The sequence below is a fragment of the Paracoccus sp. MA genome, from assembly GCF_020990385.1.
In the GTDB taxonomy this organism is placed as follows: domain Bacteria; phylum Pseudomonadota; class Alphaproteobacteria; order Rhodobacterales; family Rhodobacteraceae; genus Paracoccus.
Map to the genome: position 1 here is coordinate 1381168 of NZ_CP087597.1, position 13065 is coordinate 1394232.

The 13065-nt window shown below is 68.9% G+C and carries 12 protein-coding genes; all 12 read right to left on the bottom strand.

Features of this window, described 5'->3' with window-relative positions; all coding sequences use genetic code 11:
* Positions 1–205: 205 nt before the first annotated feature.
* Positions 206–1846: a cell division protein FtsZ gene (gene ftsZ, locus LOS78_RS06870; RefSeq protein ID WP_230376340.1), complete on the bottom strand. Its 1641-nt coding sequence runs from the start codon at positions 1844–1846 to the stop codon at positions 206–208.
* 216 nt (positions 1847–2062) lie between these two features.
* Complete coding sequence (gene ftsA / locus LOS78_RS06875; RefSeq protein WP_028712853.1) at positions 2063–3397, bottom strand: cell division protein FtsA; 1335 nt, start codon at positions 3395–3397, stop codon at positions 2063–2065.
* 21 nt (positions 3398–3418) lie between these two features.
* Positions 3419–4441: a cell division protein FtsQ/DivIB gene (locus LOS78_RS06880; RefSeq protein WP_230376341.1), complete on the bottom strand. Its 1023-nt coding sequence runs from the start codon at positions 4439–4441 to the stop codon at positions 3419–3421.
* On the bottom strand, positions 4429–5307 hold the full coding sequence (locus LOS78_RS06885) for a D-alanine--D-alanine ligase (RefSeq protein WP_230376342.1): 879 nt from the start codon (positions 5305–5307) through the stop codon (positions 4429–4431). Before LOS78_RS06885 ends, LOS78_RS06880 begins: the two co-directional genes overlap by 13 nt.
* Positions 5308–5482: 175 nt before the next feature.
* Positions 5483–6403, bottom strand: coding sequence for a UDP-N-acetylmuramate dehydrogenase (murB, locus tag LOS78_RS06890; protein WP_230376343.1), 921 nt, complete (start codon positions 6401–6403; stop codon positions 5483–5485).
* A gap of 116 nt (positions 6404–6519) precedes the next feature.
* Positions 6520–7203 carry a metal-binding protein ZinT gene (locus tag LOS78_RS06895; RefSeq protein ID WP_230376344.1) on the bottom strand — a complete coding sequence of 228 codons (684 nt, stop codon included), beginning with the start codon at positions 7201–7203 and terminating at the stop codon, positions 6520–6522.
* Positions 7204–7324: 121 nt separating this feature from the next.
* Positions 7325–7693 carry a hypothetical protein gene (locus LOS78_RS06900; protein WP_230376345.1) on the bottom strand — a complete coding sequence of 123 codons (369 nt, stop codon included), beginning with the start codon at positions 7691–7693 and terminating at the stop codon, positions 7325–7327.
* A gap of 4 nt (positions 7694–7697) precedes the next feature.
* Entirely contained in the window at positions 7698–7964 is a 267-nt protein-coding gene (locus LOS78_RS06905; protein WP_028712859.1) for a DUF2484 family protein, read from the bottom strand.
* Positions 7961–9388, bottom strand: coding sequence for a UDP-N-acetylmuramate--L-alanine ligase (gene murC / locus LOS78_RS06910; RefSeq protein WP_230376346.1), 1428 nt, complete (start codon positions 9386–9388; stop codon positions 7961–7963). The genes LOS78_RS06905 and murC overlap by 4 nt, the downstream gene beginning before the upstream one ends.
* Positions 9385–10488: an undecaprenyldiphospho-muramoylpentapeptide beta-N-acetylglucosaminyltransferase gene (gene murG, locus LOS78_RS06915; RefSeq protein ID WP_230376347.1), complete on the bottom strand. Its 1104-nt coding sequence runs from the start codon at positions 10486–10488 to the stop codon at positions 9385–9387. Before murG ends, murC begins: the two co-directional genes overlap by 4 nt.
* The gene (locus LOS78_RS06920; protein WP_028712862.1) at positions 10485–11654 is read right to left on the bottom strand and encodes a putative peptidoglycan glycosyltransferase FtsW; all 1170 of its coding nucleotides are present in this window, start codon (positions 11652–11654) and stop codon (positions 10485–10487) included. The genes murG and LOS78_RS06920 overlap by 4 nt, the downstream gene beginning before the upstream one ends.
* A 225-nt stretch (positions 11655–11879) precedes the next feature.
* The gene (locus tag LOS78_RS06925; RefSeq protein WP_230376348.1) at positions 11880–12860 is read right to left on the bottom strand and encodes a TerC family protein; all 981 of its coding nucleotides are present in this window, start codon (positions 12858–12860) and stop codon (positions 11880–11882) included.
* Positions 12861–13065 lie beyond the last annotated feature (205 nt).

The window sequence follows — 13065 nt, forward strand, 5'->3', positions numbered from 1 at the left end:
CGTTGGCCGCGGGCGTGGCCACGGCGTGAAGCTCAGTTAGGCATGCCAGAGCGATTGCTCAATTAACGTTTTGTAACGGGGTGAAACAATCGCCGCGGCGCAGCATCGGCAGCCGCAGGACTGCCTGCAAGAGATTGATCCCAAAAGGGAAAAGGACCGCCTTGGCGGTCCCTTCCAATTCCGGGGCTGAAATAATGTGATCGGCTTAGTTCGCCTGGCGGCGCAGGAAAGCCGGGATCTCGACATTGTCGCCGGCCCGGTCGGGGCTGGCCAGATCGTCGAAACCGGCGTCGAAGCCGCTGCGGTTGCGGGTCGCGACGCGCTCGTTCACGCGCTCGGCGATGGTCGAGGGCGCCGGCTTCTCGGCCTGCTCGCCATGGCCCGAGATGCGCTCCAGCATGCGGCTCAGCCCGCCCATGCGACCCTGGGCCCGGCCCTGCTCGGCGGGCTGCTGCTGGGCGGCGCGGTTCTGGGCGGTGGCCTGACGCTCGGGCGCCTTCTGCACCGCGGCGGCCAGCCGCTGCATGACCGCATCCGAAGGCGTGCCGGCCGGGGCTTGCGGACGGCGGGTCGGGGCGACGAAGCCGCCGGCATCGCCGTTCAGCGCATCGCCTTGCGCGGCGGGTGCGGACGGCTGGCGCAGGTCGGGCTGATAGGCCGGGCGAGGCATGTCGTCCTCGTCGTAGCGCGCCGCCGGGGCGGCGGGCTGCGGACGCGCGACCGGCGCGGCGGCCGGTTGCGGCGCGGCCTCGGCCAGGGGCGCGGTGCGGCGCGGCGGCACCGGCAGCTCGTCCTCGACCGACTTTTGCGCCACGGGCGGGTGCTGGGTCAGCGGCTCTTTCATGCCACGGCGCGGCACGGGCAGTTCGGCCGCCGAGGCGTCGATGCCGGTGGCCACCACCGAGACGCGGATCGAGCCTTCCATCGACGGGTCCAGCGTCGAGCCGACGATGATGTTGGCGTCGGGATCGACCTTCTCGCGGATTTTCTCGGCTGCCTCGTCCATCTCGAACAGGGTCAGGTCGTAGCCGCCGGTGATGTTGATCAGCACGCCCTTGGCGCCGTTCAGGCTGATCTCGTCCAGCAGCGGGTTGGCGATGGCCTTCTCGGCCGCCTGCACGGCGCGGTTCTCGCCCGAGGCCTCGCCGGTGCCCATCATCGCCTTGCCCATCTCGTCCATCACCGCGCGCACGTCGGCGAAGTCGAGGTTGATCAGGCCCGGGCGCACCATCAGGTCGGTCACGCCCTTGACGCCCTGGTAGAGCACGTCGTCGGCCATGGCGAAGGCTTCGGTGAAGGTGGTCTTTTCGTTGGCCAGCCGGAACAGGTTCTGGTTCGGGATGATGATCAGCGTGTCCACGACCTTCTGCAGGGCCTCGACGCCCTCTTCGGCCTGGCGCATGCGCTTGGTGCCCTCGAACTGGAAGGGCTTGGTCACGACGCCGACGGTCAGGATGCCCATCTCGCGCGCGGCCTGGGCGATGATCGGCGCGGCGCCGGTGCCGGTGCCGCCGCCCATGCCGGCGGTGATGAAGCACATATGCGCGCCCATCAGGTGATCGACGATATCCTCGATGGTTTCCTCGGCGGCCTTGGCGCCGATCGAGGGCTTGGCGCCGGCGCCCAGCCCCTCGGTCACCTTGGGACCGATCTGGATGCGGCTTTCGGCCTTCGAGGACTGCAGCGCCTGGGCATCGGTATTCGCCACGACGAATTCGACGCCCTCCAGCTGCTTGTCGATCATGTTGTTGACCGCATTGCCACCCGCACCACCGACGCCGAAGACGGTGATGCGCGGCTTCAGTTCCTGGTCATCATTCAGCATCAGGTGGATCTGCCGTTCCATGTCTCGCCTGCCTTATGTTTGCGCCGGACATGTGCGCAGTCCGGTCGAATCCCCTATGCGGGCAGCCTAGCCAGATTCGCCCCCAGCGTCACCCGAAAAACACAGTTGACCCACCAAATATGGCGGTCAGAGCTGCTATTCTCGGCGGTATCTTGCCCATTCTCCACCATGTGGTGTGGACACCGGTCCACACCACCGCATCCGGGTTCCGCTCGCCTACCAGTTGTTGCGGAACCAGCGATAGGCCCGGCGCAGGCTGCGCGCCGGGTAATGTTCGGCGGGCATGTCGAAATCCCACCATTCGTCCTGCGGATGCGCCGTCAGCAGGGCCAGCCCGATGGCCGAGGAAAAGCCCGGCGCGGTGGCGTTATGCGGCAGGCCCTGGATGCGCAGCGGCCGGCCGATGCGCACGCTTTGCCCCAGCATGCGCGAGGCCAGCACGTCCAGCCCCGGGATCTGGCTGCCGCCGCCGGTCAGCACGATCTGGCGCGAGGGCATGCAGTCGAAGCCCGCCGCATCCAGGATCTCGCCCACCTTTTCCAGGATCTCCTCGACCCGCGGGCGCATGATGCCGATCAGGTCGGCGCGGCTGACGCTGCGGCGGTCCGTTTCCCAGTCGCCGGTTTCGCCGCCCAGCTCGATCATCTCGCGGTCGTCGCGGCCGGTGGCCTCCAGCCCGCCATGCAGGGTCTTGAGCCGCTCGGCCACGGCATGGCTGACCCGCAACCCCTTGGCGATGTCCTGGGTGATCAGCTCGCCCCCGACACGGACAGCATCGGCGAAGATCATGTGCTTCTTGATGAAGACCGAAACCCCGGTCGTGCCGCCGCCCAGGTCGATGCAGGCGGCGCCCAGTTCCTGCTCGTCCTCGACCAGCGCGGCAAGGCCCGAGGCGTAGGAGGCCGAGGCCACCCCCGCCAGCTCCATGTCGCAGCGCCGGATGCAATGCACCAAGTTGCCGGCCGCGTCGCCGTCGATGGTCAGCACATGCATGTCGCAGGCCAGCCGGCCGCCCGACTGGTCGCGCGGATCCGAAAGCCCCGAGCGGCCGTCCAGGGCGAAGTTCACCGGCTGGGCGTGCAGCACCTCGCGGCCACGGCCGAAATCGGGCACGTCGCAGGCGGCCAGCACGCGGGCCACGTCGCCCTCGCCCACCTTGCCGGCGGGCAGCACGATCTCTCCCGCCAGGCCGTAGCTTGCCGGGCGCGCGCCCGAGATGCAGGCGATGACATGATCGACGCGCACGCCCGCGACCTTCTGCGCCGACTGGATCACGGTGCGGATGGCGCGCTCGGTCTCGGCCATGGTCTCGATCTCGCCGTAGCGCATGCCGCGCGAGCGGGTGGTGGCGGTGCCGATGACGCGGAAATTCGACTGGCCGGCCATGGGGCCGACCCCGTCCGTCTCGCGGAACTGGCTGGGACCGTCGAATTGCAGGACCAGGCAGGCGATCTTCGAGGTGCCGATGTCCAGAACCGCGATGACCCCGCGCTGCATGGCCTGGCGGCGCATGTTCCGCATCGCCCGCTGGCCCTGATACAGATCCTTCATATCCGCTGACTCCCCAAGCTGTTAACCGCTCTTCTTCGTGCTTTTGCCGGTCTTGCCCGCCGTCGCCTCCGGCTTGACCGGCAATCCGTCCGGACCAAGCTCGGGCTGGCCGCGGGCGCGGCGGATGGCGTTCTGCGCCTCCAGCCCCAGCCGGACCACCGGACGCGCCTCCTGCCGCAGGTCGACGACCGAGATGTCGCGGTCCAGCATGTGCAGGGCGCGGTCCAGCGCGATGGCGCGCTCCAGCGCCTGAAGCGCCTTGTCCTCGGGCAGCTGGATGCGCTGACCGCGGTCCAGCACCACGTCCCAGCGCCGTTCGCCCATGCGCTCCAGCCCGCGCAGGCGCGGCAGGATGGGCCCGGAGGCATCGATCAGCGCCAGCGCCTCGCGTGCGGCGCGGTCGGCGCCCTCGCCGGCGATGATCGGCAGGTCGGTGCGCACGTCGCGCGAGGTGACCGAGGCGACCCGGTGCCCGGTCTTGTCCAGAAGCTCGATGCCGCGTCCATGGCGCCACAGCACCACCGGCACCCGCTCGGTCACCACGGCCGACAGCACGCCGCCCGGCTTGATGCGCAGCTCCACCGCCTCGACCGCATCGAGCTTCAGCACCCGCTCGCGCAGCTTTTCCAGGTCGATGTCGAAGCTCGATGCCGGCAACTCGACCGGCAGCATGGCGCGCAGCCCCTTGTCCACCGCCGGCGAGGCGCCCTCGATGGTCATCATCTTGACCATGAATTCGTCGCGGTGCTGGATGCGGTCCACGATGGCGTCGATGCCGCCGGTCAGATTGGCGCGGCGGGTGTCGTCCGACAGCCAGATCCCCGCCACCAGCGCCGCCAGAAAGGCGGGCAGGCCGACATGCACCAGCCGGCGCACGATGGGCCGCAGCATCATCCGGTTCAGCCGATAGGCCAGCCGCGAAGGCGCCGGGTCCCTGCGCGGCGCGCGCGCCGCCACCGGCGCCGGGCGCGCGGGCGCGGGGCGCGTCGGGGCCGGGCGCCCGCCGTCGCCCTGTCCGCGGTGGAAGGGGTTCAGGCCCTGCATAGCGCCTCCTCGACGATCCAGCGGCAGAGCGCGGGGAAATCCATGCCGGCATGCGCCGCCTGCTCGGGGGCAAGCGAGGTGGGGGTCATGCCGGGCTGGGTGTTCACTTCCAGGATGATCAGCCCGGCCAGCCCGCGGCTTTCATCCCAGCGGAAATCGGTTCGGGTCAGTCCCCGGCATCCCAGCGCCTGATGCGCCCGCACCGCCTGCTCGCGGCAGGCGGCGGCGATCTCGTCGGGGATCGCGGCCGGGATCACATGGGTCGAGCCGCCGGGCTTGTATTTGGCGTCGTAGTCATACCAGCCCTTGGTCACGATCTCGGTCACGCCAAGCGCGCGGTCGCCCAGCACCGCCACGGTCAGCTCGCGGCCCGGCGCATAGGTTTCGACCATGACCCGGGCCGGCATCTGCGGGGAAAGCTGCGGCGGGCCGTTCGCGGCCTCGTGCACGATATAGACCCCGACCGAAGAGCCCTCGTCATTCGGCTTGACCACATAGGGCGGCGCCATGACATGGCGGGCGCGCACCTCGTCCGCATCGGCGATGAGGCTGTCCACCACCGGCAGCCCGGCCTCGCGCAGCGCCTGCTTGGCGCGGGTCTTGTCCATGGCCAGCGCCGAGGCCAGCACACCGGAATGGGTATAGCGCCAGCCCAGCCATTCCAGCAGGCCCTGCACGCAGCCGTCCTCGCCCCAGCGGCCGTGCAGGGCGTTGAAGACCACATCCGGTGCATGCTCGGCCAGACGCGCGGGCAGATCCCTGCCCGCGTCCAATTCGACGACTTCATAGCCCGCCTGCCGCAGCGCAATCGCGCATTCACGCCCCGACGAAAGCGACACCTCGCGCTCGGCCGAGGGTCCGCCCATCAGGACCACGACTTTCGGGGCTGTCCTGCTCGACCTGCCCGCCAATTTCTGCCTCTTGTCCCCGGTTGATCCGGGTATTTGTCGGGTCAGGATAGCGGGTCGGGCGGAATCGCAAAAGTCCCTTTTCGCGTTCCACGCGATATTTCCGGCAATGCCGGCGGGTTACGGCCGGTTCCTAGGGCTGGCCTACGCGGATGACTTCCCATTGCAGCTCGTGCCCGCTGGTCTCGCGCACCTTCTGCCGCACCAGTTCGCCCAGGGCCTCCAGCTCGGCGGCGGTGGCGCCGCCGGCATTGAGCAGGAAATTCGGATGCTTTTCCGACATCTGCGCCCCGCCCAGGCGGTGGCCGCGCAGGCCGGCGGCATCGATCAGCGACCAGGCCTTCAATTCGTGGCTGTCATCCGCCCGCCCGGTCGAGGAAAAGCCGGCCGGGTTGCGGAAGGTCGAACCGGCGCTGCGGTCCCGGGTCGGCTGGCTGGCGTCGCGACGCGCCAGCTGCTCCTCCATCCGCGCGGCCAGCTCGGCGGGATCGCCCGGCTCGGCGCGGAAACGGGCCTCGGTCACGACCCAGTCCTCGGGGATCTCGGAATGGCGATAGCCGAGGCGCAGGTCGGCGGCCGCGATCTCGTGCAGGCTGCCGTCGCGGGCCACGGCACGGACCGAGATCAGGTGATCGGCGACATAGGCGCCGTAGCAGCCGGCATTCATCCGCACCGCGCCGCCGATGCTGCCGGGAATGGTGCGCAGGAAGGTCAGGTCCAGCCCCGCCTCGGCGGCGCGGCGCGCGACATGGGCATCCAGCGCGGCGGCCCCGGCGGTAACGGTGCCGCCCTCGCAGGAGATGGCGTTGAAGCCGCGTCCCAGCCGGATCACCACGCCGCGGATGCCGCCATCGCGCACGATCAGGTTCGAACCGACGCCCATCGGAAACACCGGCAGAGCCGGATCGAGGCTGCGCAGGAACTCGGACAGATCCCCCTCGTCCGCGGGCTGGAACAGCCAGTCGGCCGGGCCGCCGACCCGCAGCCAGGTCAGATCGGCAAGGACACGGTTCGGGGTCAGGGCGCCGCGCGGGCTGGGAAGCGTCTGGGTCATGCCGCGCTCCTAATCAGCGCGGGCCGGGCCGTCAATGCGCCCGCATCCGCGCCGCCGGCATTGCGCGGCATGCCGCAAGCCGGCGGCCCCCGACGGGCCGGCGGCCTGGCCGGCGATCAATGCGCCATCATCTCGGCCAGGATCTGCGCGCCATCCAACGAAGCGGGGTAATAGGTCGGCCAGTTCGTCACCTCCTGCAGCAGCGCCGCACGGTCGTCGCCCCAATAGAGGTGATAATGGTCGGCCTTTTCGGGCGCGATGCGGTGGTCGCTGAACTGGATGAATTGCGGAGCCGCCTCGTCGCCCGCGGTCTTCCTGAAGACATAGCGCACGCCGCGATTGCCCTTGGCATAGGTCAGGATCTCATGGCCGTCGCCGGCATATTGCCCCGAGACCACGGCATCGCCGCTGCGGAAGCTGACGCGGTCGCCCTCGATGGTGATGCGGTCGACATCGGTCTTGTAGCCGGCCTCGTAATAGGCGCGATATTCCTCGGCCGTCTTGTCGCCATGTTCGGCCTTATGCGCCATGACCGGGTCCAGCGTCCCGTCGCGCAGATAGGGATAGACCGATTGCCAGTCGCCCTGCCAGTCCGACAGCGGACGGTCCCGGACCTGATCGTCCTCGAAATAACCGTTATGGATCGCCTCCTGGGCGGCATCCTTGTGCTCATGCGCATGGTCGTGGCCGTGGCTGTGGTCATGGCCGGCATCGCTGGTCTGCGCGACGGCCGCGGCCGCGAAAAACAGCATCGAACCCAGCGCCAGCGCGCCGATCTGCGTGGTGATTGCCCTTTGCATCTGGTCAGACCTCTAGCGGTTGTCGGAGACATATATGAAATGTGATTACATCACATTCATTGCCTAGACGGCTTTCCCCGCCGTGACAAGGGGAGGCGCAGGATTTACGCGGCGGGCGGCTTCATTCGACCGCGCTGAGGATCACCGCCAAAGCGGCGAAGGCGCCAAGGCCCATCAGGTCCCAGGCCGGGCGCAGGGCCGCGCGCGGCGGCGCGGGCGGGCTCAGCCGTTCGTAAAGCCAGCGCAGCAGCGTCCCGGCCAGAACGCCGCCGGCGGCGATCAGCATCAGCAGGCACAGAAGCATGCCGACGATGCCGGCCAGATAGCCGCCGGTCTTGGCCTCGCCGATCAGCCAGCACAGGCCGGCCGAACCCAGCAGCACCGCCAGCCCCACCCCCAGCACCCCGAAGGAGCGCGCACCCATGCGCGCCGCACCGAACCACAGCGTCGCGGCCAGCGTGACGCCGATGACCAGCCAGACGATCTCCATGGGCTCAATGCGCGCCGTGCCGGCGCCGGCGGCGACGCGGGTCGAAGGGCGGCCAGACCAGCAGGGACAGGCCAAGGGACAGGAACAGCACGCCGAAACCGGGACCGCACAGATAGGTCAGCCAGCCCAGCACCGGCACGCCGCACAGCACCAGCGCCCAGAGCGCCGAGTGACGCCAGCGCAGCCGCACGAAGGGCAGAAGGCAGGCCGCGATGCCCCAGAGCACCGCGCAGAACGCCGCCGTGGCGGGATGGCTCGCCAGCGCGATCACGCGGCTTTCTCCCTCAGCCGCTCGGGCAGGTTGTTGGCCCAGGTCGAAATGGTGCCGGCACCCAGACAGACCACCATGTCGCCCGGCCGCGCCTGCTCGCGCACCAGCCGTTCCAGGTCGCCCTCGTCCATCACCGCGCGGGCGTGGCGGTGGCCGTGGGCGATCAGCCCGGCGACCAGATCGTCGCGCGAGGCGCCGGGGATCGGCTCTTCACCGGCCGAATAGACCTCGGCGATGGCGACGACATCGGCCTCGTTGAAACAGGTGCAGAAATCGTCGAACAGGCTCGACAGCCGGCTGTAGCGATGCGGCTGATGCACGGCGATCACCCGGCCCTTGGTGGCCTGCCGGGCTGCCTTCAGCACCGCCGCGATCTCGACCGGGTGATGGCCGTAATCGTCGATGATGGTCACCCCGTTCACCTCGCCCACACGGGTGAAGCGGCGGCTGACCCCGCCGAAGCGCGCCAGCGCCTCGCGGATCTGGGCGCGCTTCATGCCCAGGTGACGGGCGACGGCCACGGCCGCCAGCGCATTGCTGACATTGTGGTCGCCCGGCATCGGCAGGCTGCAGCCCTCGATCACCGGCACCTCGCCGTCGTTCAGCTCGGCCTCGCCTTGCAGCGCGATGTCGAAATGCGCCACGCCGTTCTCATAGCGCAGGTTCACTGCCCGCACGTCGGCCTGGGCGTTGAAGCCGAAGGTCGCCACGCGGCGATCGGTCAGCTTGCCGACCAGCGCCTGCACCTCGGGGTGGTCGGTGCAGCAGACGGCGAGCCCGTAAAAGGGGATGTTCGAGACGAAATCCTGAAAACCCTTGCGCAGCGCGTCGAAGCTGCCCCAGTGCTCCATATGCTCGGGGTCGATATTGGTGACGATGGCGATGGTGGCGGGCAGGCGGTTGAAGCTGCCGTCGCTCTCGTCCGCCTCGACCACCATCCACTCGCCGGCGCCGGCGCGGGCGTTCGAGCCGTAAGCGTGGATCACGCCGCCGTTGATCACGGTCGGATCGAAGCCGCCGGCGTCCAGCAGCGTCGCGACCATGGTGGTGGTCGTGGTCTTGCCATGCGTGCCGGCGATGGCGACGTTGGATTTCAGCCGCATCAGCTCGGCCAGCATCTCGGCCCGGCGCACCACGGGCAAGCCGCGGCGGCGCGCCTCCTCAAGCTCGGGGTTGCCATTCTTGATGGCGGTCGAGATCACCACCACCCCCGCCTCGCCGATATTCTCGGCACGCTGGCCCTCGAAGACGGTGGCGCCCAGGCTTTCCAGCCGGTCGGTGATCTTGGAGCGTTTCGCGTCCGAACCCTGCACCTGGTAGCCCAGCGTCATCAGCACCTCGGCGATGCCGGACATGCCGATGCCGCCGATGCCGACGAAATGGATGGGGCCCAGTTCGCCCGGGAGTTTGGTCGCTGCGTTCATCGGGTCAGTTCCGTCACTAGTTCTGCAAGGCGCTGCGCCGCATCGGGGCGGCCCAGCGACAGCGCCGCGGCTGCCATGGCGGTGGCGCGGGCGCTGTCGGAAAGGATGTCCCGCATGTCGCGCCTGAGGCTCTCGGCGTCAAGCACGGATTCGGGCAGGACGACGCCGGCACCGGATTCCGCAAGGGCACGCGCATTGGCGGTCTGGTGGTCGCCGGTGGCGGCGGCATAGGGGATCAGGATGGCCGGACGGCCGATCACGGTGATGTCGGCGATGGACGATGCCCCCGCCCGGCTGACCACCAGCTGCGCCTGCGCCAGCCGCTGCGGCACGTCGTCGAAGAAGGGCCGCACCACGGCGTCGATGCCGGCCGCGGCATAGGCGGCGGTCACCCGCTCGGCATCCTCGGCCCGGGCCTGATGGCTGACCGACAGGCGGGCGCGCAGCTCCTCCGGCAGGCCGGCGACCGCCTGGGGCACCACATCGGAAAGCACGCGCGCGCCCTGGCTGCCGCCGATGACCAAGAGGTTCACCGGCCCGTCCGAGGAGGGCGGCAGATAGGGCGCGGCGGCGCGGTCCAGCACTGCCTGCCGCACCGGGTTGCCGGTATGGATGCCCTGCACGCCCGGCGGCAGCGCGGTCGGCCATGTGCCGCAGGCGACGCGGTCCACCCGGCGGGCAAAAGCCATATTGACCCGACCCATGATGCCGTTCTGCTCGTGGATCATGCGCGGGATCTTCAGCGCCAGCGCCGCCGACATGGCGGGAATGGTCGGATAGCCGCCGAAGCCCACCACCACGGCCGGACGGTCGGACCGCATCCGGCGCATGGCCGAAAGCACGCCCGCAGCGATGCGGAAGGGCACGGCGAGCCTGGCCAGCGCACCGCCGCGCGCGGTGGTGGCGGAGCTGACCACCTCGCGCGCGACCTCGGCCGGGAAGGCGCCGGCATAGCGGGCGCCCCGTTCGTCGGTGGACAGCTTCACGCGCCAGCCCTGCGCCAGCAACACCTCGGCCAGAGACTGCGCCGGGAACATGTGCCCGCCAGTGCCGCCGGCGGCGATCAGGCAAAGCCGCCGCTGGGCCTGCGGGACGCTCATCCCCGACCCCGGCCCAGCACGTCGCCGATGCGGCCCTGCGGGCGCGAGCGGGTCAGCGCCAGAAGCATCCCCATGGCAATGCCCGAGGCGATCACCGACGAGCCGCCATAGCTGACGAAGGGCAGCGTCATGCCCTTGGCCGGCAGAAGCCGCACCGCCACGCCCATGTTGATCAGCGCCTGCACGCCGAAGGCGCAGGCCAGCCCGGTGCCGGCGATGCGCACGAACGGGTCGCGTTCGTCCTGCAGCCGCAGAAGCGAGCGGATGACGATGGTGGAATAAAGCGCGATGATGATGAGGACCAGGATCAGCCCGTATTCCTCGGCCGCCACCGCGATGATGAAATCGGTATGCGCGTCCGGCAGCGACCACTTGACCGAGCCCTCGCCGACGCCGACGCCGAAGAAGCCGCCCTCCTGGATGGCGTTGGTGGCATAGCCGAGCTGGGTGCGCGGATCGACCTCGGCCGCAAGGAAACCGTTGATGCGGCGCGCGAAATGTTCCGAGGCGCCATAGGCGAAGATGCCGCCGACGCAGGCCAGCCCCATCACCCCCCCCAGAAGGTAAAGCGGCGCGCCGGCGATGAAATACATCACGCACCAGGAAAACAGCACCAGCGAGGCCTGGCCGAAATCGGGCTGCATCGCCAGAAGCAGCACCACGATCACCGCCAGCCCGAACGAGAAGGACTTGCCGGGCGGGCCGCCGACCTCCTGGCTTGCGGCCATGAACCAGGCGCAGATGGCGACGAAACAGGGCTTGAGGAACTCCGAGGGCTGGACCGACATGCCGCCGGGCAGCCGCAGCCAGCGCACCGCGCCCTTGCCGAAATCGGTGCCGACGAAAGGCAGTATCGCCAGGATCAGCAGCGCCACCAGAAAGCCCAGCACCCCGATGCGCCGCACCTGCCGGGGCGAGAAGGTCGAGATCACCAGCATCACCCCCAGCGCCATGGCGCCGAAGACCGCCTGGCGGCTGACGTAGTAGAATTGCGGCAGGCCGTTCTTTTCGGCCAGCGGCACCGAGGCCGCCAGTCCCAGAAGAAGCCCGACCGCGAACAGTCCCAGCACGCAGGCCAGGGACCATCGGTCCAGCGTGCGCCACCAGCGTGGAAGAATCGGATCACCTGCCCGCACGGGCGTGGTGCCAAAGACCATCTCGGTCATGGGTTACCGCCGTCACTGCCTCGTTTGCATCGCCCGTTTTCCGGGTCTGAGCGGCAGCATAGCGCGATTGAACCCGAGGCGCTACTGCGGATTGGTTAACGCTGCGGCAACCCGGATCACATCGCACGGAGACGGCCGGGTCTCGCACCCCGCCTCCCCGCTTTCTCTGTTTCTCAAATACCCACGGCTACCGCGCGGCCGGGCGCGGCGCCGCGGATTCGGCGCTCAGGCCTGCGCCGCGTCCTTGCGGGTGCGCCACAGCGACCAGCCGACGCCGGCGCCGAGGATGGCGAAGGTGATGCCCAGCGAGACCGCGGGCGGGAATTTCGCCAGCCCCATCAGATCGGCCAGGAACACCTTGGAGCCGATGAAGATCAGCAGCACCGCCAGCGCCTGCTTGAGATATTCGAAGCGGTGGATGATCGCCGCCAGCGCGAAGAACAGCGCGCGCAGGCCCAGGATGGCGAAGATGTTCGAAGTGTAGACGATATAGGGGTCGGTGGTGATGGCAAAGACCGCCGGCACCGAATCCACCGCAAAGATCACGTCGGCGATCTCGATCATCACCAGGGCCAGCAGCAGGGGCGTGGCGTAACGGCGGATGCGGCCGGTCGCGGGGTCGGACCTCTTCACGACGAAGGCATGGCCGTGCAGTTCGTCGGTCAGCCGCATCCGGCGGCGCAGGAAGGCCAGGATGGGGTTCGATCCCATGTCATGCTCCTTGTCGCCGATGAACAGCATCTTGATGCCGGTCAGGATCAGGAAGCCGGCGAAGATATAGAGGATCCAGCCATATTGCGCGACCAGCGTCGCGCCGACGCCGATCATGATGCCGCGCAGCACGATCACGCCCAGGATGCCCCAGAACAGCACCCGGTGCTGGTAGCGGCGCGGGATCGACAGCGTGGCGAAGATCAGCGCGATGACGAAGACATTGTCCATCGCCAGCGTCTTTTCGACCACGAAGGCGGTCATGTATTCTGCGGCGGCGTTGCTGCCCAGCTGATACCAGACGAAACCGCCGAACAGCACGCCCAGAGTGATGTAGAAGGCCGAAAGCTTGAGGCTTTCAGTCACGCCGATTTCCTTGTCGCCGCGATTCAGCACGCCAAGATCGAAGGCCAGCAGCGCCGCGACGAGGCCGAGGAAGACCAGCCACAGCCAGATCGGCGTGCCGAGAAAGAGGGTCAGGTAGAAAGGTTCCATGTCAGGCTCCGCATTGGACGAATGCCGGTGCGAAGCCTTGGCGAGGAATGGGTTCCGGGCTGGCACCGAGCAAGGCTCGATGCGGTCCGACATCACGACATGCGTCGTCAGAGGGGCCCGGTCCGCCCGTCCCAGATAGGGGGCTCGGGGTCGGGATGCAAGGGCTGGCCGGCCGTTTTTCCGGGCTGCGGGCCGAGGGGCGGAG